General features: G+C 65.0%; 22 protein-coding genes. 11 read left to right on the top strand and 11 right to left on the bottom strand.

Annotated elements, in window-relative coordinates; all coding sequences use genetic code 11:
• Together RPS27_RS18830 and RPS27_RS18825 are read left to right on the top strand one after the other, a co-directional pair.
• Positions 1 to 844: Ig-like domain-containing protein (locus tag RPS27_RS18830; RefSeq protein ID WP_313754157.1), on the top strand; the 844-nt coding region annotated here is incomplete at its 5' end.
• 289 nt (positions 845 to 1,133) lie between these two features.
• On the top strand, positions 1,134 to 2,273 hold the full coding sequence (locus RPS27_RS18825; RefSeq protein ID WP_212065791.1) for an amidohydrolase/deacetylase family metallohydrolase: 1,140 nt from the start codon (positions 1,134 to 1,136) through the stop codon (positions 2,271 to 2,273).
• A 20-nt stretch (positions 2,274 to 2,293) separates the two neighbouring features.
• On the opposite strand, the gene RPS27_RS18820 is transcribed toward RPS27_RS18825, so the two are convergent.
• The 4 genes from RPS27_RS18820 to RPS27_RS18805 form a co-directional block, all read right to left on the bottom strand.
• Positions 2,294 to 3,904, bottom strand: a complete 1,611-nt coding sequence (locus RPS27_RS18820) for an ABC transporter substrate-binding protein (RefSeq protein WP_212065792.1) — start codon at positions 3,902 to 3,904, stop codon at positions 2,294 to 2,296.
• Between the two features lie 165 nt (positions 3,905 to 4,069).
• Positions 4,070 to 4,621, bottom strand: a complete 552-nt coding sequence (locus RPS27_RS18815) for a TlpA disulfide reductase family protein (protein WP_249131566.1) — start codon at positions 4,619 to 4,621, stop codon at positions 4,070 to 4,072.
• A gap of 46 nt (positions 4,622 to 4,667) precedes the next feature.
• Positions 4,668 to 5,129, bottom strand: coding sequence for a DsrE family protein (locus tag RPS27_RS18810; RefSeq protein ID WP_212065794.1), 462 nt, complete (start codon positions 5,127 to 5,129; stop codon positions 4,668 to 4,670).
• Positions 5,130 to 5,148: 19 nt separating this feature from the next.
• Positions 5,149 to 5,577, bottom strand: a complete 429-nt coding sequence (locus tag RPS27_RS18805; protein ID WP_313754156.1) for a DoxX family protein — start codon at positions 5,575 to 5,577, stop codon at positions 5,149 to 5,151.
• 103 nt (positions 5,578 to 5,680) lie between these two features.
• On the opposite strand from RPS27_RS18805, the gene RPS27_RS18800 reads away from it, so the two are divergent.
• Positions 5,681 to 6,565 (top strand): LysR family transcriptional regulator, encoded by an 885-nt coding sequence (locus RPS27_RS18800; RefSeq protein WP_212065796.1) that lies wholly within the window; start codon positions 5,681 to 5,683, stop codon positions 6,563 to 6,565.
• 37 nt (positions 6,566 to 6,602) lie between these two features.
• Here the strand turns inward: RPS27_RS18800 and RPS27_RS18795 are convergent, their stop codons facing one another.
• A complete protein-coding gene (locus RPS27_RS18795; RefSeq protein ID WP_212065797.1) occupies positions 6,603 to 7,748 on the bottom strand; it encodes an acyl-CoA dehydrogenase family protein in 1,146 nt (381 codons plus the stop codon).
• Positions 7,749 to 7,874: 126 nt separating this feature from the next.
• Here RPS27_RS18795 and RPS27_RS18790 point away from each other — a divergent pair, with 126 nt between their 5' ends.
• Positions 7,875 to 8,552, top strand: coding sequence for an alpha/beta family hydrolase (locus RPS27_RS18790; RefSeq protein ID WP_212065798.1), 678 nt, complete (start codon positions 7,875 to 7,877; stop codon positions 8,550 to 8,552).
• 3 nt (positions 8,553 to 8,555) lie between these two features.
• On the opposite strand, the gene RPS27_RS18785 is transcribed toward RPS27_RS18790, so the two are convergent.
• On the bottom strand, positions 8,556 to 9,530 hold the full coding sequence (locus RPS27_RS18785) for a ketopantoate reductase family protein (protein WP_212065987.1): 975 nt from the start codon (positions 9,528 to 9,530) through the stop codon (positions 8,556 to 8,558).
• Positions 9,531 to 9,682: 152 nt separating this feature from the next.
• On the opposite strand from RPS27_RS18785, the gene RPS27_RS18780 reads away from it, so the two are divergent.
• Positions 9,683 to 10,486 (top strand): enoyl-CoA hydratase-related protein, encoded by an 804-nt coding sequence (locus RPS27_RS18780; RefSeq protein ID WP_313754155.1) that lies wholly within the window; start codon positions 9,683 to 9,685, stop codon positions 10,484 to 10,486.
• A gap of 3 nt (positions 10,487 to 10,489) precedes the next feature.
• Here RPS27_RS18780 and RPS27_RS18775 read toward each other — a convergent pair whose 3' ends face one another.
• Both RPS27_RS18775 and RPS27_RS18770 read right to left on the bottom strand, forming a co-directional pair.
• Positions 10,490 to 10,753 carry a hypothetical protein gene (locus tag RPS27_RS18775; protein WP_211418827.1) on the bottom strand — a complete coding sequence of 88 codons (264 nt, stop codon included), beginning with the start codon at positions 10,751 to 10,753 and terminating at the stop codon, positions 10,490 to 10,492.
• Positions 10,754 to 10,888: 135 nt separating this feature from the next.
• A complete protein-coding gene (locus RPS27_RS18770) occupies positions 10,889 to 11,773 on the bottom strand; it encodes a LysR family transcriptional regulator (protein ID WP_211418826.1) in 885 nt (294 codons plus the stop codon).
• 111 nt (positions 11,774 to 11,884) lie between these two features.
• Here RPS27_RS18770 and RPS27_RS18765 point away from each other — a divergent pair, with 111 nt between their 5' ends.
• From RPS27_RS18765 to RPS27_RS18750, 4 genes are read left to right on the top strand one after another with little or no spacing between them, the layout of a single operon-like run.
• On the top strand, positions 11,885 to 13,252 hold the full coding sequence (locus RPS27_RS18765; RefSeq protein WP_212065800.1) for an FAD-dependent oxidoreductase: 1,368 nt from the start codon (positions 11,885 to 11,887) through the stop codon (positions 13,250 to 13,252).
• A gap of 47 nt (positions 13,253 to 13,299) precedes the next feature.
• Positions 13,300 to 14,304 (top strand): ABC transporter substrate-binding protein, encoded by a 1,005-nt coding sequence (locus RPS27_RS18760; RefSeq protein WP_212065801.1) that lies wholly within the window; start codon positions 13,300 to 13,302, stop codon positions 14,302 to 14,304.
• Between the two features lie 16 nt (positions 14,305 to 14,320).
• Entirely contained in the window at positions 14,321 to 15,094 is a 774-nt protein-coding gene (locus RPS27_RS18755) for an ABC transporter ATP-binding protein (RefSeq protein WP_063198014.1), read from the top strand.
• Complete coding sequence (locus tag RPS27_RS18750; protein WP_063198012.1) at positions 15,087 to 15,908, top strand: ABC transporter permease; 822 nt, start codon at positions 15,087 to 15,089, stop codon at positions 15,906 to 15,908. The genes RPS27_RS18755 and RPS27_RS18750 overlap by 8 nt, the downstream gene beginning before the upstream one ends.
• A gap of 90 nt (positions 15,909 to 15,998) precedes the next feature.
• Here RPS27_RS18750 and gtdA read toward each other — a convergent pair whose 3' ends face one another.
• Positions 15,999 to 17,039: a gentisate 1,2-dioxygenase gene (gtdA, locus tag RPS27_RS18745; protein ID WP_212065802.1), complete on the bottom strand. Its 1,041-nt coding sequence runs from the start codon at positions 17,037 to 17,039 to the stop codon at positions 15,999 to 16,001.
• A 113-nt stretch (positions 17,040 to 17,152) separates the two neighbouring features.
• Here gtdA and maiA point away from each other — a divergent pair, with 113 nt between their 5' ends.
• Both maiA and RPS27_RS18735 read left to right on the top strand, forming a co-directional pair.
• Positions 17,153 to 17,785: a maleylacetoacetate isomerase gene (gene maiA, locus RPS27_RS18740; RefSeq protein WP_211418822.1), complete on the top strand. Its 633-nt coding sequence runs from the start codon at positions 17,153 to 17,155 to the stop codon at positions 17,783 to 17,785.
• Positions 17,775 to 18,287 carry a MarR family winged helix-turn-helix transcriptional regulator gene (locus RPS27_RS18735; RefSeq protein ID WP_212065803.1) on the top strand — a complete coding sequence of 171 codons (513 nt, stop codon included), beginning with the start codon at positions 17,775 to 17,777 and terminating at the stop codon, positions 18,285 to 18,287. The genes maiA and RPS27_RS18735 overlap by 11 nt, the downstream gene beginning before the upstream one ends.
• A 216-nt stretch (positions 18,288 to 18,503) precedes the next feature.
• On the opposite strand, the gene RPS27_RS18730 is transcribed toward RPS27_RS18735, so the two are convergent.
• Both RPS27_RS18730 and RPS27_RS18725 read right to left on the bottom strand, forming a co-directional pair.
• On the bottom strand, positions 18,504 to 20,117 hold the full coding sequence (locus tag RPS27_RS18730; protein ID WP_212065804.1) for a benzoate-CoA ligase family protein: 1,614 nt from the start codon (positions 20,115 to 20,117) through the stop codon (positions 18,504 to 18,506).
• A complete protein-coding gene (locus tag RPS27_RS18725; RefSeq protein ID WP_211418819.1) occupies positions 20,114 to 21,253 on the bottom strand; it encodes an FAD-dependent monooxygenase in 1,140 nt (379 codons plus the stop codon). The genes RPS27_RS18730 and RPS27_RS18725 overlap by 4 nt, the downstream gene beginning before the upstream one ends.
• Positions 21,254 to 21,351 lie beyond the last annotated feature (98 nt).

Here is a 21,351-nt window from a genome sequence, read left to right as displayed (position 1 = left end):
GGATACCGCTGCCCCCGATGCCCCGGTGCTGTTGAGCGATCCGACCACGCATAACCGCGCCACGGTCTCCGGGACGGCGGAAGCCGGCAGCTTGATCAAGCTCTACGAGGGCGCGACCCTGCTTGGCACGACGACCGTTGCAAGTGACGGTGACTGGAGCGTGACGACCCCGAATCTCAAGCACGGGTCACACACCTTCACCGCGACAGCGACCGACGCAGCCGGCAACACCAGCGCCTTGTCGCAGCCGATCGATCCGCCGATCGGCTCGCACAGCGGTGGCGGCACTTCGACGGTGGAAGTCACCAATGTACGCCAGCACTCGGATCACACCGCGACGATCAAGGGCACGGCCGATCCCAACAGCGAGATCAAGCTGTATGACGGCACGACCTCGGTCGGTTCGTCCACGACGGACGCCGACGGCAAGTGGAGCTTCCAGACCTCCGACCTGTCGGGTAAGTCCCACGCCTTTACCGCGGAGCAGGTCGACACCGCAGGCCACGTGGTCGGAACCAGCTCGGGCGGGGCGATGATCGGCTCGGGCCGCAGCGACACGCTGACTGGCACCACCGGCAACGATGTCATGGTTGGCAAAGCGGGGGCGGATACGTTCCAGTTTGCGTCGAACTTCGGCCAGGACGTTATCAAGGACTTCGCTGCCCGCGGACCTAGTCACGACACGATCGAGTTCAGCAAAAGCGTGTTCGACAGCTTTGCGAGCGTTCTCTCCCATGCGGCCCAGTCAGGCCACGACGTCGTCATCGCGACGGGGAGCGACACCCTCACGCTGAAGAACGCGCAGCTCGACAAGCTGAACAGCCACGACTTCCACTTCGCGTAGGGGACGGGTCGGCCACACAAACTAATACTTAATAGCTGTGTCGGGGGATCTCTTGGGGGATCCCCCGACATAGGCATGACTAGAGTTGGACGGCGGGTGATAATCCCTCCGCCAACGGCTTTCTAGAACGCATGTCGGAAGTTCGAGCCTTCCGGATCCCATTTTTCATAGGCAAGAGTTATGGTTTGCCGCGCCATTCGGCGCGAAAATTGCTAGAAACGAATGGCTTCCTTCCTCGCTGGCGGGGCTGCCATGCCGCAGCACCGCGCTGCCTCATCCGGAGACGACGATGCCCTTTGACCTGATCCTGCGCGGGGGCCGCGTGATCGACCCCTCGCAGAAACTCGATGCCGTGACCGATGTCGCCTTTGCCGGCGGCAAGGTGGCGGCGGTCGGCAGCGCGCTGAAGGCCGATCCGGCGACCGAGGTACGCGACGTCTCGCAGTTCATCGTCACGCCTGGGCTGATCGATCTGCACACCCATGTCTATTGGGGCGGCACCTCGCTCGGCATCGACGCCGAGGAGTTCTGCCGGCTCTCCGGCGTCACCACGGCGGTGGATACCGGCAGCGCCGGGCCGGGCAATTTCGCCGGCTTCCGCAAGCACGTGATCGAGCCGAGCCAGGTCCGCATCCTCGCCTATTTGCATGTTTCGCATGCCGGCATCTTCGGCTTCTCGCACCGGATCATGGTCGGCGAGAGCGAGGAGCTGCGATTGATGAATCCGATCGAGGCCGCGAAGGTCGCCGATGCCAACCGCGACCTCATCGTCGGCATCAAGGTGCGCGTCGGACTGCATTCGTCGGGCACGTCAGGCGCTGTGCCGCTCGACATTGCGCTCCAGGTCGCCGACGAGGTCGGCATGCCCTTGATGGCGCATATCGATCATCCGCCGCCGAGCTATGAGGATGTGCTGGCACGTCTGCGTCCCGGCGACGTGCTGACCCACGCGTTCCGCCCGTTCCCGAACACGCCGGCAACCGCGCAGGGCACGGTGAAGAAGGCGGTGCTGGATGCGCGCGAGCGCGGCGTGCTGTTCGACATCGGCCACGGCAAGGGCTCGTTCGCCTTCAAGACCGCGCGCGCCATGCTCGCCAACGGCTTCTATCCCGACACCATCTCGTCCGACATCCATCAGCTCTGCATCGACGGCCCGGCCTTCGACCAGGTCACGACCCTGTCGAAATTCCTGTGCATGGGCATGGAGCTGTCCGACGTGATCGCGGCCTCGACGGTGAACGCGGCGATGGCGCTGCGGCGCCCGGAGCTCGGCAGCCTCAAGCCCGGCAGCGCCGGCGACGCCACGCTGATCTCCGTGCGCCAAGGCCAGTTCGACTACGAGGACGTGGTCGGCGAGCACCTGATCGGTGATCGCAAAATCGTGTCCGAAGGCGTCGTCATCGGCGGCCGCTGGTGGCATCCGAACTAGAGCTTGGTGAGGCCGCGAGCCTACTCGTTCTTTTCCACATTCCAGAACATCGGCGTCGCCGGGCCGTCGATCACGCCGGTCAGTGATTTGCGCCATGCGCTCGGCGCCTGGAACTGGCCGAGCGGGATGTAGATCACCTGATCGTAGGCTTCCTTCTGCACGTCGAGGGCGATCTTCTTCTGCTCTTCAGGTGAAGTGGCGCGGGCAAAGGCGTCGCGCATCTCCTCGAGCTTGGGGTCCTCGGACCAGCCGTACCAGCCGCCACTCGTGCCCTTGCCGCCCATCGGGACGTTGACCAGCGGGTTCAAGGAGTCGGCGGCGCCCTGGTAGGTGAAGAACATGTTCCAGCCGCCTTCCTTCGGCGACTTCTGGCTGGCGCGGCGGGTGACCAAGGTCTGCCAGTCCATGGCCTGAAGGTCGACCTTGAATCCGGCCTCGCGCAGCAGCTGCGCAACCACGATCGGCTGTGCCTTCAGCAGGATCTGGTCGCCTGGCGCCAAGATCACCACGGGCGTGCCGTCATAGCCGGACGCTGCCAACGCCTTCTTCGCGTCCGCCATTCCGTTTCCCTTCATCAGGGTCTCGCCGCCGGCATCGCTGGCCAGCGGCGTATCGCAGATGAAGAATGCGCCGCAGAACTTGTAGTATTTGGGATTGCCGATCTGGGCGTCGAGCACGTCCTTCTGGTTGATCGCGAGCAGCGCGGCGCGGCGGATCTTCACATTGTCGAACGGCGGATGCAGGAAGTTCATCCGGCCGAACGACTGGAAGCCGAACTTGTTCAAGATGGAAACAGTGATGTCCGGATTGGACTCGAGCGCGGGCAGCATGTCGAACGGCGGCGTTTCAACGAAATCGACATCGCCGGATTGCAGCGCGTTGAGCGCGGTCTGCGAGTCCGGCATCGTGATCCACTCGACACGGTCGACCTTGACCACCTTGCCGCCCGATGTCCATTCGGCCGGCTCCTTGCGCGGCACATAGTCGGTGTTCTTTTCGTAGATGGCTTTCACGCCAGGCTGGAATTCGCTCGCGACGAACTTGAATGGGCCGGAGCCGATCTGCTCCGGAATCTGCTTGGTGATCGGGGTCTCGGCCAACCGCTTCGGCATCATGAAGGCGACAACGGCCGACGGCTTGGCGATCGTCTCCAGCACCAGGCCATAGGGCTCCTTCAGCTTGAGCACGATGGTCTTGGCGTCCGTTGCCTCGATACCCGAAGTGAAGTCCATCAGCTTGCGCGCCATGCCGTCGACGCTCGTGAACCAGCGCTTCAGCGAGGCGACGCAGTCCTCCGCCGTCACCGGCGCGCCGTCATGCCACTTCAGGCCGTCGCGCAGGGTGAAGGTGTAGGCCAGCTTGTCCGCGGACACCGTCCAGTCGGCCATCTGCGGCCGCACCTTGAAGCTGGAATCGATGCCCAGCAGCGTATCGTAGACCATGTAGCCATGGTCGCGGGTGATGATGGCCGTCGTGAAGCCGGGATCGGTGACGCGAAGGTCCGATTGCATCACCGCAGTCAGGATTTTCTTTCCGGTCGCGGCGGATGCAACCGACGTCCAAGCGGCAGTAAGCGCCGATGGTGCAACAACCGCAAGCTGAAGCAGTTTCCGTCGCGAGACGTGAACCATTCGCAAATCTCCCGATGCAAACGAGACCGACGCCGGCTGCCGATGACGGGCAGCGTATGGTCTGTCGGCGCACCTTGCAATGACGGGTTGTGTCGTAGAATCTCATTCCTTTGCGATCGGGCAAGGGCCGTCGGAACCGGCGGCGTGACGGCAGACCGCTTCGTCCTAGGCCTGCTCGCGATAGAATTGCAGCAGCCGCGCGCCGGCGGGCGAGAGCCAGTCGGGTGCGCCCGCGATATAGCCCTCGACGTGATTGCTCGTTCCGACCAGATAGGTGACGGGCATGCCGACAAGCCTGAAATTCCCGACCGAAGATTCCGCAATTGCGTCGTACGCGTCGACGTAGCAGGCAAGGTTTGGCACGGCCAGACCGCCAAGGAATGCGCGAATCTTTCGCAAGTCCTTCGTATCGGTGCAGATCGCGAGGACGTCGAGCCGGTCCGGCCGCGATCTCACCAGGCTTGCGAGCGCGGGCAGATCGAGCCCGCAGGCCGCGCACCACGTCGCCCAGAAATTGACCAGCGTGATGCGTCCCGGCTTTGCCGTCGCAACGATGTCCCTGCCATTGAGGTCCTGAAGCCGGAGCGGAGCCATCGGCGCACGAGGCCGCACGACCGTGAACTGGTTGCGGCCGGTCTCGAACACCGGCGGCCAGGACGGGTCGCCGCCTCGCGCACGGCCCGCGCGCAGCGAGGCAATGAGCGCGGGCGCGGCCATCAGGAGCGATCGTCTGGACGGCGCCGTGCCGGGCACGCGAGGCCTCTCACGCATGGATATAGGCCCAGCCCTTGAGTTGCAGATCGACCACGCGTCCGATTCCGAACGGGACGAGGCTCGCGCCCGATATCAGCGGAATGGAGATCTGCTCCTTGGTTTCCGCGATCGCTTTTGACGACGCGCACATGCTGTAGGCGAGGTTGGGCAGCGACTGCCGCAGCGTCGCGAGCGGCTCGACGAGCGGACTCTTGTCCGCCCGGAACACGTCGATTCCCTTGCCGTTGGCGACCACCTCGATCAGCAATCTCGCACCCCTGTCGGCAAAATGCCTGGAGAGGTTGGCAGAGTAGCTGATCGCATTACCCATGACATAGGGCTCGTTGCTGTCGATCAGGATCACGACGCCCTCGGTGAGGCGATCCTCCTTGGCCGCGGCGGTGCCGCCGGCCGTGAGGATCGACGCGCCTGCGAGCAGGCCCCTGCGGGACCATCCGTTGGCTGGGATCATGGCTGCGGCGTCCAGCTGCTCAAGATTGCCGAGCAGCAATCGGCGCCTTGCGGCCGCGTCCCCACAGCATGAACAGGCTGAGCGCGAGCAGGACGACATTGAGCGGCGTCACAGGCGCTTCGCCGCGCGAGATGTGGAAGACGAGCGCGAACACCTGCAACACGGAACAGCCGAGTGCGGCCAGCACCGTCAGCCGCGGCAGGATCCGCGTCAGTGCCGGCAGCAGAATGCCGATCCCGCCGGCGAGTTCGACCAGTCCGATGAAACGGACGAACGTCGCGGAATACTGGCCGGCCCAGGGCATCATCGCGGCAAGGTCGGGGATCGGCGTCAGCAGCTTGACCAGCCCGGCCGCGGTGAAAGCGAAGAAGATCAGGCCCTGTGCGGCCCAAAGGCCGATACGCAGGGCGCGGCCGGGTGTGGTGGTCTCATAGGTGGTAGCGGACACGGTGGTTCTCCAAAACGTGAGGGTCGCCACCATTTGATAGTTTCCTGATATTTGATCATTACGTGTACTGGGATTAGTTCATTTCTCAGGTGTTGATGATCTCATGGATTCTCTTATCAGCATGAGGGTGTTTTGCCTGGTCGCCGAGCTGAAGAGCTTCGCGACCGCGGCGCAGCGCCTGCGCATCTCGCCCGCGATGGCGAGCAAGCACGTGATGCAGCTCGAGAAGCGGCTGGGCACGCGGCTGCTCAACCGCACCAGCCGGCGCGTCAGCCTGAGCGAAAGCGGCGCGCTCTATTTCGAGCAGGCGCGGCAGATGCTGGACTCGCTCGACGAGGTCGAAGCCGCCGTCAGCAACGCGACGGTCGTTCCGCGCGGCACGCTGCGGCTGACCGCGCCGGTGTGGATGGCGAACACGATCTTCGCGGGCGTGCTGGCGGATTACCAGGCGCGCTATCCGGAGGTCCGCCTCGACGTCGATCTCAGCGGACGGATGGTCAATCTGGTCGAAGAGGGATTCGATCTCGCCCTGCGCGCGACCGGCGCGCCCGAGGAGGCGCTGATCGCACGTCCCATCACCAAGGTCGCGTTCCATATGGTCGGCGCGCCCGCTTATCTCGATCGTGCGGGGCGCCCGACCAAATTGGCCGATCTCGCCGGCCAGGCGTTGCTGCACTACGCGCTGTACCCGGGTGAAAGCTTCTCCTTTGCGGGCGAGCACGGCACCGACACCGTCAAGCTCAATCCGGTGCTGCGCAGCGGCAACGAAACGCTGCTGCACATGGCCGCGCTGGAAGGCATGGGTCTCGCCTTCCTGCCGAAATGGCTGGTCGCCGAGGACATCGCCGCTGGCCGCCTCGAGCACGTCATGCCCGGGCAGGTCATCTTCGAAGGAAAGCTGTTCGCGGTTTATCCGAGCCGCAAATATCTCTCCGCGAAGGTACGGACCTTCATCGACTTCGTCGTGGCCGACCAGCGGATGAAGTAGCCGCTCACGGCGACCTGATTGCAGCGACCTGACGCGATCACAGCGCCCTGGCGATCAGCAGCTTCATGATCTCGTTGGTCCCGCCATAGATCTTCTGGATGCGGGAATCGATGAAGATGCGCGAGATCGGGTATTCCTGCATGTAGCCGTAGCCGCCGAACAGCTGCAGGCATTCGTCGGCGGTCTCGACCTGTTTCTCCGAGCACCAGTATTTCGCCATCGACGCCGTGACCGTGTCGAGATCCCCGGCGACCAGGCGCTCGATGCACCAATCGACGAAGACGCGCGCGATCATCGCCTCGGTCTTGCGCTCGGCCAGCTTGAAGGCGGTGTTCTGGAAATCCATCAGCGGCTTGCCGAAGGCTTTCCGCTCCTTGGTGTAATCGACGGTGAGCTTGACCGCGCGCTCCATCGCGGCGACGGCGCCGACCGCGAGCGCGAGGCGCTCCTGCGGCAATTGCTGCATCAGCTGAACGAAGCCCTGGCCCTCCTCCTTGCCGAGCAGGTTTTCCGGCGGCACCGTCACATTGTCGAAGAAAAGCTCCGACGTGTCGGAGGCGTGCAGGCCGATCTTGTCGAGGTTGCGCCCGCGCTTGTAGCCGTCGGCGCCCGCGGTCTCGACCACGATCAGCGAGATGCCTTTGGCGCCCGCTTCGCCCGTGCGCGCGACGACGATGACGAGATCTGCGGCCTGGCCGTTGGTGATGAAAGTCTTCTGGCCGTTGATGACGTAGGAATTGCCCTGCTTCTTCGCCGTGGTCTTGACGGCCTGCAAATCCGAGCCGGTGCCGGGCTCGGTCATGGCGATGGCGCCGACCATCTCGCCGGAGGCCATCTTCGGCAGCCAGCGCTTTTTCTGCTCCTCCGAGCCGTAATTGAGGATGTAATGCGCGACGATGGCGCTGTGCACGGAGACGCCGGTCGTCAGCTCCGGCACGGTGCTTTCGAGGTCGTCCAGCACCGCGGCGTCATAGGCGAAGGTGGCGCCCAAGCCGCCATATTCCTCCGGCACGCTGGCCAGCAGCGCGCCCATCTCGCCGAGCCCGCGCCAGGCGAAGCGGTCGACCATCTTCTGCTCGCGCCATTTTTCGGCATGCGGCGCCAGATCCTTGGCGAGATATTTCCGGAACTGGTCGCGGAAGACGTCGAGCTCTTCGGTCATCCAGGAGGAGCGATAGGCCATGATACCCTCGGTTGGTGCGGCTTGCCTGCTAGGTAGGCCAGCGGGCGGCGGCAATTATTGTGTTTTCAGGCTGCGCCGGGGACGCTACCAAGGCGGCCGTAACAGCGTCTGTCGGGATGGTTGATTGTGGCTGTCAAAACAAAAGAGCTCAAGCTCGACATCGAGCGCGTCGGCACGGTCTCGGCGATCCTGACGCAGCCTGACAAGGCGCGCGCCTGCTATGTGCTGGCACATGGGGCAGGTGCGGATATGCGGCATTCCTTCATGGCGAAGACCGCCCAAGGACTCGCTGACCGCGGCATCGCGACATTCCGCTTCAATTTCCCCTACATGGAAGAGAAGAAGGGACGTCCCGACCAGCCGGCCGTTGCGCACGCGGCCATCCGCGCGGCGGTGGCGGAGGCAGCAAAGCTCTGCCCCGGCGTGTCGCTCATCGCGGGCGGAAAATCGTTCGGCGGGCGCATGACCTCGCAGGCGCAATCCAAGGCGCCGTTGCCCGAAGTGAAGGGGCTCGCCTTTCTGGGCTTTCCCCTGCACGCCGCCAAGAAGCCGTCGTCCGAGCGCGCCGAGCACCTCGCCGGTATCGCCATCCCCATGCTGTTCCTGCAAGGCACCCGCGATGAGCTGGCCGACCTCGGTCATCTCAGGCCTGTCATCGCATCGCTCGGGGCGAAGGCGACGCTACATGAGGTCGAAGGCGGCGATCATTCCTTCGCGGTGCTGAAGAAGTCCGGCCGGACCAATGATCAGGCGATGAGCGAAGTGCTGGACACGCTGGCGGCCTGGATCGACAGTCTCGCCTGAAGTTCAGGCGGAATAGAGCCCCTTGTCCCGCGCGTTCTGGATTGCCAGCGCCGCGATCAAATCGAGCGTCGGGGTCGACAGGCCGGCGGCGCGCGCGAACGCGGCAGGCGCCCTGACCAGCACGTCGATCTCCATGGCGCGGCCGAGCTCGTAGTCCTGCAGCAGCGAAGGCTTGTGGTTGGGGGCGGGGCCGCTGCGCGTCACGCGCTTGACCTCGGGGATGAAATGCTGGGCGATGTCGTTGGCCTCGTTCAGCATGCGCGGAATGACCTCGGTGAAAGCAGGATCGTCGCGCACGCCGCGTGCGGTCTGGCCGGTGAGCAGGCACAGCACCGACAGCGACATGTTGGTCAGCAGCTTTGACCAGATCGCCTCGCGGATCTCGGCCACCGGCGGCGATTCCAGCCGCGCGTCGTTGAAGGCGTTGCGAAGTTTCGTGATCCGCTCGCAATTGCGGTCGTCGCATTCGCCGATCAGGAGACGGTTGCGGTCCGGGGTGAGGTTATGCACCACGCCGGGCGCGATCACCTCGTTGGAGGAGAAGACGACACCGCCGATGATCCGCTCCTTCGGTATGCAGGCGCGCAGGCGCCCGCCGGGGTCGAGGAAGGATATGTCCGGCGGGGTCGGATGCCGCGGCGGCAGGCCGATCCCGTACCACCAAGGAATGCCGTTCTGCGCGAACACGATGGCGGTATCGTCCTGCAGCAACGGCTTGATGCTGGCGACCAGCCCCGGCAGCGCGGTCGCCTTCAGTGTGGAGATCACGACATCCTGCGGCCCGAGCTGGGCCGCATCGCCTGACGCGTTCACCTTGGCGGAGACCTCGGAATCGCCGACCCGCAGCTTGAGGCCGGCCGCGCGCGCCGCCTCCAGGTGCGCACCGCGCATCACGCATGAAACCTCATGGCCGGCCCGCGCCAGCCGGACCGCGATATGGCTGCCGACGGCGCCCGCGCCGAAAATGCAGATGCGCATGATGATTCCGTCCTGTCCCTTGGTGCCGTCAGGCGGCAGCATGACACAAGCCGCCATGCGATGGGCGCGACCGCCCCACGCTGGAAAGATATGGATCGGGATGCGCCAGCTCGGCCATAGTGCAGGCCAATCAAAGATGCGGAGGATCGCCGATGACTGCCAGCCCCGTCCTGTGGACCCTTGATGAGCGTGGGGTTGCGACCGTCACGTTGAACCGGCCGGAGGTCAACAATGCCTATGACGGCGCGCTGATCGCGGGCGTGCTCGCGGCCATGGACGAGCTCGGCAAGAAGCCTAATTTGCGTGTCGTCCTGCTGAGGGGTAACGGCAAGCACTTCCAGGCCGGCGCCGATTTGAAATGGATCAACGGCGTGCGGCCGCAATCGGCGGAGGCGAACGAAGCGGCATCCCGTGCGACGTTCGAGGCCGTGCAGCGGCTCAACACGCTGCCGATTCCGACGGTCGCCCTGGTGCAGGGCGGCTGCTTCGGCGGCGGCACCGGCGTGATTGCGGCTTGCGACGTCGTGATCGCCGCGGACAATGCGCTGTTCTCGGTCACCGAGGTGCGCTGGGGCTTGACGGCCGCGATCATCATCCCGCAGCTCTGCGATGCCATCGGCGTGCGGCAGGTCCGCCGCTACGCGCTGACCGGCGAACGTTTTGGCGCCGAGGACGCCCGCCGCATCGGCCTCGTGCACGAGGTGGTGCCGCTCGCCGAGCTCGAATCTGCCGGCAGCAAGGTGGTCGAGCAATTGCTCGCCAACGGGCCTGAAGCGATGGCCGAGACCAAGCGGCTTGCGCTGGAGAGCTCGTTCGGCGGAATGGCGGTGGACGATGCGGCTTACAAGCGGCTCGTGCAGCTGCACTCGCTCAAGCGCCAGAGCGCGGAGGCCGCGGAAGGGTTGGCATCGTTCGCCGAGAAGCGGGCCGGGAATTGGGGCGGCGGGAAGGGCTGAACGTCAGCAGCCGCGGCAGATGTTGTTGATACTGCGATAGACGGCGTCGTCGTCCTGTCGCATCTGGCGCAGCGTTTCGAGCGTCTTGCTCTCGTCGTTCGCGGGCGCGGGCTTGCGCTTGGCCGCGAGCTCGTCCTCCTGCCGCTTGTAGCAGGCCTCACGCTCGAGCTTGGCCTGGATGAAGCGGCAGTTCTGTTCGATGGCCGCCGCGGGAGGGGCGGAGATCGCCAGGATGAGCAGGGCGAGTTTCACGAATGTCGAATCCATGGCGGCCTTCTCTCAGGTCCGCCGGGTAAGAGCAACCCGTCTTGTGGCAGGCCTGTAGCCCGGATGGAGCGAAGCGCAATCCGGGACCAGGTCCCCGCATTCCGCTGCGCTGCATGCGGGCTACGGCACCGCCATCTACAACGACCGCGTGAGTGACGTTTTCAGCAGTGTCAGCAGCGCCTGCACCGCGGCGGCATTGCGCCGACGCTCGGGGATCGCCGCCTTCACCCACAATTCCGGAATCGGAAAATCGCGCAGCACCGGCTTCAACGTCCCGTCGCGCAGGGCGTCGGCGACGAGATAATGCGAGAGCAGCGCGATGCCGTTGCCGGCGACGGCACTGCGCGCCAGCACGTGTCCCTCGTTGGAGGAGAGCAGCGGGCTGACCTGGATGCTGATGCGGCCGCGCGGTCCGTCGAAGACCCATTCCGGGCCGGTCGGCAGGAAGCTGAGGCAGCGATGCTCGACCAGATCGCGCGGATGCTTCGGCGTGCCGTGTTTCTTCAGATAGGCCGGCGAGGCGCAGAGCAGCCGCTTCAGCGCGCATAGCGGCTCATCGACCACGCCGCCAAAGGAATGCGGGAAGGCGCCGATGGCGATGTCGAAGCCTTCGGTGACCGGATCGACCGGGCGATCGATCAGCACGATATCGAGCTTGAGCTTCGGGTTCTGGGTCTGGAACGCGCTGAAGGCATCGGCGAGGCGCGCCACCGTCAGCGAGGTCGGCGCCTTGATGCGGAGGTGATCGACGAGATCGTGGCCCTTCTCGCCCATGCGCGAGAGCAGGTCGGTCGCATCTGTGACGACGCCCCGCGCGCGATGGACGTAGCGCTGTCCGGCTTCGGTCAGCCGCAATTGCCGGGTCGAGCGGTGAAACAGCGGCGTGCCGATCCGCGCCTCCAGCTGCGTGACGCGCTTTGCGACCACCGAGGTCGAGACCCCCAGCTTTCGCGCGGCGGCGGAGAAGCCGGCGGCATCCGCAGTGGCGAGGAAGGCCTGCAGGTTCACGAGGATGTCCATCTCGACCTTTCTCGATTCGCGTAAGCTGATCGCGTATTTTGGTGGATTGTAGCTCGCCGCGCGTTAATTCATAGTCGCCCCAAGCAAAGGAAATTCGGGAAGGGACGCGCCATGCGGGCCACGACGATCCAAGAACCGGCACGCCAGGTGCCGCTCTATGGCGAATATGAAGTCGTCGTGCTCGGCGGCGGTCCCGCCGGCATCGTCGCGGCGGCCTCAGCTGCGCGGGCCGGACGGAAGACGCTGCTGATCGAGCGCTACGGCTTTCTCGGCGGCATGGGAACGGCGGCCGGCGTCACCAATTTCTGCGGCTTGCATGGCAATGTCCATGGCGAGCACCGGCGGCTGGTGCAGGGCATGGCGTCCGAGCTGCTGGCGCGGATCGATCGGCTGGGTGGCCTCAACACGCCGCATCTGATTCTCGGCAAGGTGTTCGCCCAGGCCTACGACACCGCCGCCTACAAGATCGCGGCCGACGAGCTGCTCGCCAGCCACAAGGTGCACATCCTCTTCCATGCGCTCGGCGCCGGTGTCGTGATGAGCGATGACAGCCGTATCGACGCGCTGATGGTCGAGACCAAGGCCGGCCGCCAAGCGGTGCGATCTGAGATCTTCATCGATTGCTCCGGCGACGGCGACCTCGCGGTGTGGGCCGGCGCGCCGTTCGAGATCGGCGACGCGGACGGTCATCCGCTCTATCCCTCGATGATGCTGCGTCTCAACGGCATCGATCCCGAAAGGGCGGGCGATGCCTGGCGTACCATCCCGCAATTGATGGAGAAGGCGACCGCGGCCGGCACCCACAAATTTCCTCGGAAAAGCGCGATCGTGCGGCCGCAGAAATCCGGCATCGAATGGCGGGTGAATTTCACGCAAGTGGCGCGCGAGGACGGTTACGCCATCAACGGCGTCGAGCCCGACGATCTCACCCGCGGCGAGATCGAGGGCCGCAAGCAGGCGCTCGCCGCCTACGAGTTTTTGCGCAGCACCGTCCCGGGCTTTGAAAAGTCCTACATCGTCGATTTGCCGCCGCAGCTCGGCATCCGCGAGACTCGCCGCATCACGGGCGGCTACCAGCTCAACGGCGAGGACGTGCTCGGCTGTGCCTCGTTTACGGATTCCATCGGCGTCAATGGCTGGCCGATCGAGGCCCATGTTCCCGGCGATGTCGTCTTCACCTTCCCCCCGATCCCGGAATCGCGTGGCTATAACGAGTTGCCCTACCGGATGCTGGTCCCCGAGGGCGTCGACAATCTGCTGGTCGCCGGCCGCTGCGCCTCCATGACCCATGAGGGCCAGTCGGCGGCGCGAGTCTCCGGTGCCTGTTTCGTGATGGGGGAGGCTGCCGGTTCCGCCGCCGCGCTGGCGCTCTCCGGAAACCGGATCCCACGCGAAATCCCCATTGAAAAGTTGCAGGAAACGTTGAAACAACAGGGCGCGTTCATCGGCCGGGACCAGGCGGTGCCTGAAGGTTTGTGACGGGCTTGCAATAGAACGACCAAGACAACGACGGCGGAGGAAATGGGATGATCGGGATGGTGCGGCTCGCGCTTGCGGGCCTTCTGGCGATCACGGCGATTGGCACGGCGCGGGCCGAGGACGCGTTGAAGGCCAGGATCGGCGTGCTGCGCCTGTCCTCTTCCGCGCCGGTCTTCATCGCGCAGGACAAGGGCTATTTTCGCGAGGCCGGCCTCGACGTCGAGCTGAAATTCTTCGATGCGGCCCAGCCGATCGCGGTCGCGACGACCTCGGGCGACGTCGATTTCGGCATCACCGCCTTCACCGCGGGTCTCTATAATCTCGCCGGCAAGGGCACGCTGAAGGTGATCGGCGGCATGAGCCGCGAGAAAGCCGGCTATCCCCTGATCGGCTATTTCGCCAGCAACAACGCTTACGCCGCCGGGCTGAAGACGCCGAAGGACCTCGCGGGAAAACGCGTGGCGATGACGCAGGTCGGATCGAGCTTTCACTATTCGCTCGGCCTGCTCGCCGACAAATACGGCTTCAAGCTCGCGGACGTGAAGATCGTGCCGCTGCAATCGCTGTCGAATGCGGCCGCCGCGCTGAAGGGCGAGACCGTCGATGCCGCGCTGCTGCCGATCTCCACCGCGCGCAAGCTGATGGACGAGGGCGGCGCGAAATTTTTGGGCTGGGTCGGCGACGAGACGCCGTGGCAGCTGGGCGCGGTGTTCGCCTCGCCGAAAACGCTGACCAACAAGGCGCTGGTGACCAAGCTGCTCGGCGCGCTCGCCAAGGCCGACCGTGAATATCACGACGTCATCCTCGCCGCGATGAAGGACGGCGTCGCGCCCATCAACGACAAGACGAAACCGCTCCTGGAGATCATCGCCAAGTACACCAACCTGCCGGTCGAGCAGGTGGTCGGCAATTGCGCCTATATCGACCCCGACGGCAAGCTGGATGTGAAGAACGTCGACAACCAGATCAAATGGCTGCAGGAGCAGGGTTTTGCCGACAAGGGTTTTGACGCGGAGGCGATCATCGCCAAGGACTATGTGAAGGCGGATTGAGAGCAGAAACCAGTTCATGGACCTGATCGCCAGCCACATCACCCACCGCTTCGGCGATCTCGCCGTGCTCGACGATGTCTCCTTCACCGTCGGCGCCGGCGAGGTGGTGGCGATCGTGGGGCCTTCCGGCTGCGGCAAGAGCACGCTGCTGTCGATCCTCGGCGGACTGTTGCAGCCGACCTCCGGCGCGCCCGAGCTCCGGGGCTCGCCGCCAGCGGACAGCCTCAATCCGCTGACATTCGTGTTCCAGGACTTTGCGCTGCTGCCCTGGGCGACGGTCGAGGAGAATGTCGAATTCCCGCTGCTGCACACCCAGCTTTCGGCCGTGCAGCGACGCGCGCTGGTCGAGGACGCCTTGCGCCGCACGACGCTGACTGATTTCCGCAAAGCCTATCCGAAACAGCTTTCCGGCGGCATGCGCCAGCGCGTCGGCATTTCGCGCGCGCTCGCGGTCAAGCCGGCCATTCTGCTGATGGACGAGCCGCTGTCGGCGCTGGATTCGCAGACCCGCGAGCTCTTGATGGAAGACTTCGTCCGCCTGCTCGCCGATGGCGGCATGGGCGCGGTTTACGTCACCCACAATCTCGAAGAGGCGGCGCGGCTCGCCGACCGCATCGTGGTGCTGTCGCGCAGGCCCGGCCGCATCCGCGAGGTCGTGACCGTGCCGATGACGCGCGCGGCGCGCGGGGAGGCTGAAGCGCGCGAAAAACTGCTGGCGCTGCAGAACCAGATCTGGTCGCTGATCCGCAACGAGGCGATCGATGCCGAGCGCGAGGTCCAGCATGCTTGATCGCGCGCCGGCCGAAATTGCGAAAGACGCTGCAACCCGGCGCGTCCGCTTCCGCGGCGCCGGCTTCGTGCCGGCCTCGAGCCGCTACGGCGGCTGGATCGCGCTCGCGATCGTCATCGCGATCTGGCAGGCCGCGGGCAGTGCCGGCCTCGTCAATGCGCTGTTTCTGCCGACACCCGCCGCAATTGTCCGTGCGATCTATCAGCTCGCGATCTCCGGCGCGCTCTGGCAGCATCTGTCGGCCTCGCTGCTGCGCATCGGCGTCGGCTGGCTGCTCGGCACGGCGGCGGGCGTCGCCGTCGGCTTCGCCATCGGCCTGTCCAGGCTGGCGCGCAGCGTCGGCATCACCTTCATCTCGGCGCTGTTCCCGATCCCGAAGATCGCGCTGCTGCCGCTGCTCATTCTCTGGCTCGGCATCGGCGAAGAGCCGAAGATCGCGACGATTGCGCTCGGGGTGTTCTTCTCGACCGCGATCTCGGTCTATAGCGGCGTCGATGCGGTGCCGCGAAATCTCATCCGCATGGCGCAGAGCTTCAACGTCCCCTTCGCGACCATCGTGCGCAAGGTGATCTGGCCGGGCGCGCTGCCCGCGATCCTCGCCGGCTTCCGCATCACGGCCTCTGTCGCGCTGCTCCTCGTCGTCAGCGCCGAGATGATCGGCGCCCAATACGGCATCGGCGCCTTCGTGCTGCAGGCCGGCAATCTGATGCAGACCGATCAACTGCTCGCGGGCGTCGTGATCCTGTCGGTGTTCGGGCTCGCGGTCGGCAAGCTGATCGGCTGGCTGGAGGTGCGGTTGCTGCACTGGCGGTAGCGGCAATCCGCGCTGCCACCTCTTCTGTTTCCGCGTGTGCCGAACGAAGAGGGTGGATTACGCCTTCGGCTAATCCACCCTACGAGAGTCTCACGAATTGCCGCGATCTTCCCTGAACAGATCCAGCTTCTGCTGCACCGGCCGGTCCGAGAAGCTGAACAGCACGGCATCCTCATCCGCCTCATGCGTGACCCAGTGCCAGCTCGGCACCACGAACAGATCGCGCGGGCCCCATTCGAAGACAGTGTCGCCGATGCGGCTGCGGCCCTTACCCTCGATCGGGCAGAACACCGTCGCATCCGTCGAACGATAGCGCGCGGTCTTGAAGCCCTTCGGCAGCAGCTGGATGAAGGTGCCGATGGTCGGCATCGCGAAATCGCCGGTCTCGGGGTTGCTGAACTTCAGCTTCAGCCCGTGGCAGGCGTCCCACTCCTGGCTCGTTCGAGCTTTCTCCAGTGCCTCACGCGTGTAGGCATAGGGATAGCTGAAGATCGGCGAGGTCTTCGAGCTCCGCTTCACATCGACCGGCAGCAGATTGTGGCCGTAGCGCGCAAAGCTGTCGCCCGCGGGTTTTGTGATCTTCTGCTGGTCCTCTTTCGATCCCTCGGCGAAGGAGCAGTCGAAGAACTGCACCAGCGGAATGTCGAGGCCGTCGAGCCAGAACATCGGCTCGTTGGTTTCGTTGGAATGATCGTGCCAGGTCATCGACGGCGTGATGATGAAATCGCCCGGCTCCATCGCGGTGCGCTCACCGTCGACCGCGGTGTGGGCGCCCCTGCCTTCGAGCACGAAGCGCAGCGCCGACTGGCTGTGCCGGTGCGCCGGTGCGACGTCGCCGGGCACCACCATCTGCACGCCGGCATAGAGCGAGGTCGTGATCTTGGACTGGCCGCGCAGGCCGGGATTCTCCAGCACCAGCACGCGGCGCTCGGCTTCCTTGGCGGTGATCAGCTTGCCGGCTTCGATCATGTAGTCGCGGATGACGTCGAATTGCCAGAGATGCGGCCGGCAGGCGCTCTTCGGCTCCGGCGTGATCAGATCGCTCATCACCGTCCACAGCGCGGTGAGGTTCTCGCCGTCGATCTTCTTGTAGAAGGCCTCGCGCTCCGGCGTCTTGGTCACGGCTTCCATGGCGGCGCTCCCGTTCGTTTTGTTGATTGACAGTATACTGACGATCTAGGTAGCGTCAATGCGAGGGACGGCGTACAAGGCCCTAAAATGACAGAGGATAGAGGGAGGTCCTAATGAAGCTGCACGGCTATTTCCGCTCCAGCGCCGCCTACCGGGTGCGGATCGCGTTGAACCTCAAGGGCCTCAAGGCCGCGCACTTGCCGCATCATTTGCGCAAGGGCGAGCAATGTGCGCCCGCTTATCTCGCCATCAACCCGCAAGGCCTCGTGCCGGCGCTGGAGAACGATGGCGGTGCTGTGCTGACACAATCGGTCGCGATCATCGAATGGCTCGACGAGACGCACCCCAATCCGCCGCTGCTGCCGAAAGATGCACTGCAGCGCGCCAAGGTGCGGGCGTTCGCCCTGGCGATCGCCTGCGACACCCATCCGGTGCAGAACCTGAAAGTGCTGGCGCGGCTGCGCGAACTCGGTCTGGCCGAAGAGAAGGTCCAGGAGTGGGCCGCCTGGGTCAACCGCGAAGGACTGTCGGCCTGCGAGACGCTGATCAAGGACGAGCCGGGGCCGTTCTGCTTCGGCAATGCGCCGACGCTGGCCGATCTCTGCCTGGTGCCGCAGCTCGCCAATGCGCGCCGCTTCGGCGTCGATGTCTCGGCCTATCCGCGCCTGCTCAAAGCGGAGGCTGCCGCCAAGGCGCTGGCGGCGTTCGCCGAGGCCGCACCGGAGAAGCAGCCCGATGCCGAGTAAGCCGCCTCCTCCGATCACGATCGATGCGGTCTATGCCGCGCCGGGCTATCTGTTCCGGCGCATGCAGCAGATCGCGGTTTCGATCTTCATGGAGGAGTGCAAGGCGTTCGACCTGACCCCGGTGCAATATGCCGCGCTGATCGCGATCTACACCCATCCCGGCATCGACGCCACACGGCTGTCGGCGGTGATCGCCTTCGACCGCTCCACGCTCGGCAGCGTGATCGAGCGGCTGCAGGCTAAGGATTTTGTCGAGCGCAAGCCGGCGCCCGAGGACAAGCGGATCAAGCTGCTCTACCTGACCAAATCAGGCGCCGCGATCCTGCGCGAGATCATTCCCGCCGTCGAGCGTGCCCAGGCGCGCATGCTGGAGCCGCTCAAGCCAGCCGACCGCAAGACGCTGATGGCGTTGATGTTGCAGCTCGTCGATCTCAACAACGAGGCCTCGCGCGTGCCGTTGCGGGCGGAAGATGCGCTGGAGCATCTGGGCAAGGCGGGGTGAGGGGATGTGAGTGAGGCGATGTTCGTGCCCCGTATTCAGTGTCGTCCCGGACAAGCGAAGCGCAGATCCGAAACCCATACGCCGCAGCAAAAGTTTGGCGAAGACAGGCAATGACCGTCTCGCGCAACAACGAGTGCTGCGGCGTATGGGTCCCCGCCCCCGTGCGCAATTGCGCACTAGGCGGGGACGACACCGAGAATGTGGATATAGCAGTGGCTACATCCTCAACAGCGCCTGCCGATCGATCTTCCCCGTGCCGGTCTTCGGCAGCTCGTCGGTGAAGATCACTTCGCGCGGATATTTGTAGGGCAGCAGCTTGCCCTTCACATAGTCCTGCAGCCGCCGCGTCGCGTCGCCCTGGTTGACCGTGCGGTTGTTCATCACCACCACGGCCTTCAGCGTCATCCGGCGGTCCGGCAGCTCGGCGGCGAACACCGCGCATTCGCGGATCTCGGGGTGGTCGGCGAGACACAGCTCGACCTCGAGCGGATAGACCCATTGGCCGGAGATCTTGATGAGATCATCGGCGCGGCCGCGGAAGAAGTGGAAGCCGTCGGCATCCCTGACGAAACGATCGCCGGTGTAGATCCAGCCACCCTCGCGGATGGTCTCGGCGGATTTGTCCGGCCGGTTCCAGTACAGCGGCGTGTTGGAATCGCCGCGCACCCACAAAATGCCTTCCTCGTTGTCGGCGACGTCGCGGCCGTCCTTGTCGCGCAGCGCGACCTCGTAGCCGGGCACGCGCAGGCCTGCGGCACCGAGCTTCTTCTGCTCGGGCCGGTTGGAGAGATAGATGTGCAGCACCTCGGTGGAGCCGAGGCCTTCGACGATCTCGAGGCCGGTGAGCGTCTTCCAGCCGTTGAAGACCTCGGCCGAGAGCACCTCGGCGGCGGACAGCGCCATGCGCAATGACGAGAAGTCGGTCTTGTCCGCGCCGTCAGACTTGGTCAGCGACGTATAGAGTGTCGGCAGGCCGAAGAAGACCGTCGGCCTGTACTGCGCGATCGCCGCGAAGATCGACGCGGGCTTCGGCTGGCCCGGCAGCAGCAGCGTCGCCGCGCCCGCCGAGAACGGGAAGGTGACGGAGTTGCCGAAGCCATAAGCGAAGAAGATTTTCGGCACGGAGAAGCAGATGTCGTCAGGCGTCAGCTTCAGCACGCTCTGCGCGAAGGCGGCCTCGCTATAGGCCATGTCGTGCTGGAGATGCACGATGCCCTTGGGCCGTCCGGTGGACCCCGAGGAATACATCCAGAACGCCATCTCGTCGCGATGCGTGGGGGCTTCGGCCAACTCGGCCGGGAATTGTGCGAGCCAGTCTGCCGCCGCTACCGCTTTCGGCGCCGCATGGTCGCGCACCTCGCCATTGACGACGATCAGCGTATCCAGCTTCGTGTCCTTGCAAGCCTCCGCATTGAAGCGCGAGCAGAACTCGGACTCCGCCACCGCAACTTCAGCCCCGGAATCGGCGAGATAGAATTGCAAGAGGTCCGGCGGCGTCAGCGTGTTGATCAGAAGCGGCACGAAGCCGGCGCGCACCGCGCCGAAGAACGCGGCCGGATAGGCCGGGGTGTCGTCGAGGAACAGCAGCACGCGGTCGCCGCGCTTCATGCCGAGCGAAGCCAGGCCGTTGCCCCAGAGGCAGGCGTCCGCGCAGAGCTCGCCATAGGTCCGCGTGCCCGCGGGGCCCAACAGCGCGAGCTTGTCGCCACGGCCCTTGCCGAGATTGTCGAACAGGACGCGGCTGGCGTTGTAAAGTTCCGGAACGGCAAAGCCGATCTCGCGTGCCCCCGCGCTGTCGGCGGGCACCTGGTCGAAAATCTCGTTGCTCATGCCTCGTCTCCGCCGTTCTTAGCGGCCTCGTAGCGGGCCATGAAGGCCGGGGACATGTGGCGCAGGCGTGCATCGTCGATGCGGCCGGAGCGCGTGATGTAGCTGTAGGCGAAGTCCATCAGGTCGAGCTGCATGTGCTGGGCAAAATGCTCGTACCAGAAGGCGCTGGTGCGCGCGGCGTTGACGAGCTTCTGCACCACCGGTTTTCGCGCGGCCTGATAACGATGCAACGCGGTCGACAGGTGCGCGTCCGATTCCAGCGCCTTGACCAGAGCAATGGCGTCCTCGATGGCGAGCCGCGTGCCCGAGCCGATCGAGAAATGCGCGGAGTGCAGGGCATCGCCGAGCAGAACCATGTTCTTGAACGACCAGTGCTCGTTCCAGACCCAGGGGAAGTTGCGCCAGACCGATTTGTTGGAGACCAGCGAGCGGCCGCCGAGCGTGTCGGCGAACACTTCCTCGCAGACGCCCTTGGACTGCTCGACGTCCTTGTAGGCGAAGCCATAGGCCTGCCACGTCGCGTGATCGCACTCGACCAGGAAGGTGCTCATGGTCGGCGAGTAGCGGTAGTGATGGGCGTTGAAGGCGCCGCGGTCGGTCTTCACGAAGGTCTGCGACAGCGTGTCGAAGCGCTTCGAGGTGCCGTACCAGACGAACTTGTTGGAGGAATAGGACAGCGAGGTGCCGAAATCGCCTTCGAAGGCGCGGCGCACCAGTGAGTTCAAGCCGTCGGCGGCGACGATCAAATCGTGGCCATTGAGCTGGTCGATGCTGTGGATCTGCGTGTCGAAGCGCGGCGTGACGCCGACGCCGAGCGCGCGCTGCTGCAGGAATCGCAGCAGTTCCAGCCGTCCGATCGAGGAGAAGCCGACGCCGTCGATGGCGACGCTGTCGCCGCCGAGGTTCAGCGTGATGTTCTCCCAGCTCTCCATATGCGGCGCGATCGCGTCGACCGTCTCGGGGTCGTCGGCGCGCAGGAATTCCAGCGCCTGGTCGGAGAAAACGACGCCAAAGCCCCAGGTCGCGTCGGCCGGGTTCTGTTCGAACAGGTCGACTTGATCCTCGGGGTGGCGCTTCTTCCAGAGATAGGCGAAGTAGAGCCCACCGGGCCCCCCGCCAATCACGGCGATCCGCAACGTCTGCCTCCCTAATTGACAGTATACTTACTATCTAGGGGTAGACTAATGTGCTCCGGCGTCCGGCGCCAGCGGAATTATCCGCCGGCGCCGGCGCG

The sequence above is a fragment of the Bradyrhizobium sp. WYCCWR 12699 genome (assembly GCF_032144035.1).
Taxonomy (GTDB): Bacteria; Pseudomonadota; Alphaproteobacteria; order Rhizobiales; family Xanthobacteraceae; genus Bradyrhizobium.
This window is presented reverse-complemented; position numbering and strand designations above follow the sequence as displayed.

What these genes read in the sequence shown, in the direction of transcription:
- RPS27_RS18825 (WP_212065791.1), top strand. Translation starts at nt 1,134, where the DNA reads ATGCCCTTTGACCTGATCCTGCGCGGGGGCCGCGTGATCGACCCCTCG.
- RPS27_RS18820 (WP_212065792.1), bottom strand. Translation starts at nt 3,904, where the DNA reads ATGGTTCACGTCTCGCGACGGAAACTGCTTCAGCTTGCGGTTGTTGCA.
- RPS27_RS18815 (WP_249131566.1), bottom strand. Translation starts at nt 4,621, where the DNA reads ATGGCCGCGCCCGCGCTCATTGCCTCGCTGCGCGCGGGCCGTGCGCGA.
- RPS27_RS18810 (WP_212065794.1), bottom strand. Translation starts at nt 5,129, where the DNA reads ATGATCCCAGCCAACGGATGGTCCCGCAGGGGCCTGCTCGCAGGCGCG.
- RPS27_RS18800 (WP_212065796.1), top strand. Translation starts at nt 5,681, where the DNA reads ATGGATTCTCTTATCAGCATGAGGGTGTTTTGCCTGGTCGCCGAGCTG.
- RPS27_RS18795 (WP_212065797.1), bottom strand. Translation starts at nt 7,748, where the DNA reads ATGGCCTATCGCTCCTCCTGGATGACCGAAGAGCTCGACGTCTTCCGC.
- RPS27_RS18785 (WP_212065987.1), bottom strand. Translation starts at nt 9,530, where the DNA reads ATGCGCATCTGCATTTTCGGCGCGGGCGCCGTCGGCAGCCATATCGCG.
- RPS27_RS18780 (WP_313754155.1), top strand. Translation starts at nt 9,683, where the DNA reads ATGACTGCCAGCCCCGTCCTGTGGACCCTTGATGAGCGTGGGGTTGCG.
- RPS27_RS18775 (WP_211418827.1), bottom strand. Translation starts at nt 10,753, where the DNA reads ATGGATTCGACATTCGTGAAACTCGCCCTGCTCATCCTGGCGATCTCC.
- RPS27_RS18770 (WP_211418826.1), bottom strand. Translation starts at nt 11,773, where the DNA reads ATGGACATCCTCGTGAACCTGCAGGCCTTCCTCGCCACTGCGGATGCC.
- RPS27_RS18765 (WP_212065800.1), top strand. Translation starts at nt 11,885, where the DNA reads ATGCGGGCCACGACGATCCAAGAACCGGCACGCCAGGTGCCGCTCTAT.
- RPS27_RS18760 (WP_212065801.1), top strand. Translation starts at nt 13,300, where the DNA reads ATGATCGGGATGGTGCGGCTCGCGCTTGCGGGCCTTCTGGCGATCACG.
- RPS27_RS18755 (WP_063198014.1), top strand. Translation starts at nt 14,321, where the DNA reads ATGGACCTGATCGCCAGCCACATCACCCACCGCTTCGGCGATCTCGCC.
- RPS27_RS18750 (WP_063198012.1), top strand. Translation starts at nt 15,087, where the DNA reads ATGCTTGATCGCGCGCCGGCCGAAATTGCGAAAGACGCTGCAACCCGG.
- gtdA (WP_212065802.1), bottom strand. Translation starts at nt 17,039, where the DNA reads ATGGAAGCCGTGACCAAGACGCCGGAGCGCGAGGCCTTCTACAAGAAG.
- maiA (WP_211418822.1), top strand. Translation starts at nt 17,153, where the DNA reads ATGAAGCTGCACGGCTATTTCCGCTCCAGCGCCGCCTACCGGGTGCGG.
- RPS27_RS18735 (WP_212065803.1), top strand. Translation starts at nt 17,775, where the DNA reads ATGCCGAGTAAGCCGCCTCCTCCGATCACGATCGATGCGGTCTATGCC.
- RPS27_RS18730 (WP_212065804.1), bottom strand. Translation starts at nt 20,117, where the DNA reads ATGAGCAACGAGATTTTCGACCAGGTGCCCGCCGACAGCGCGGGGGCA.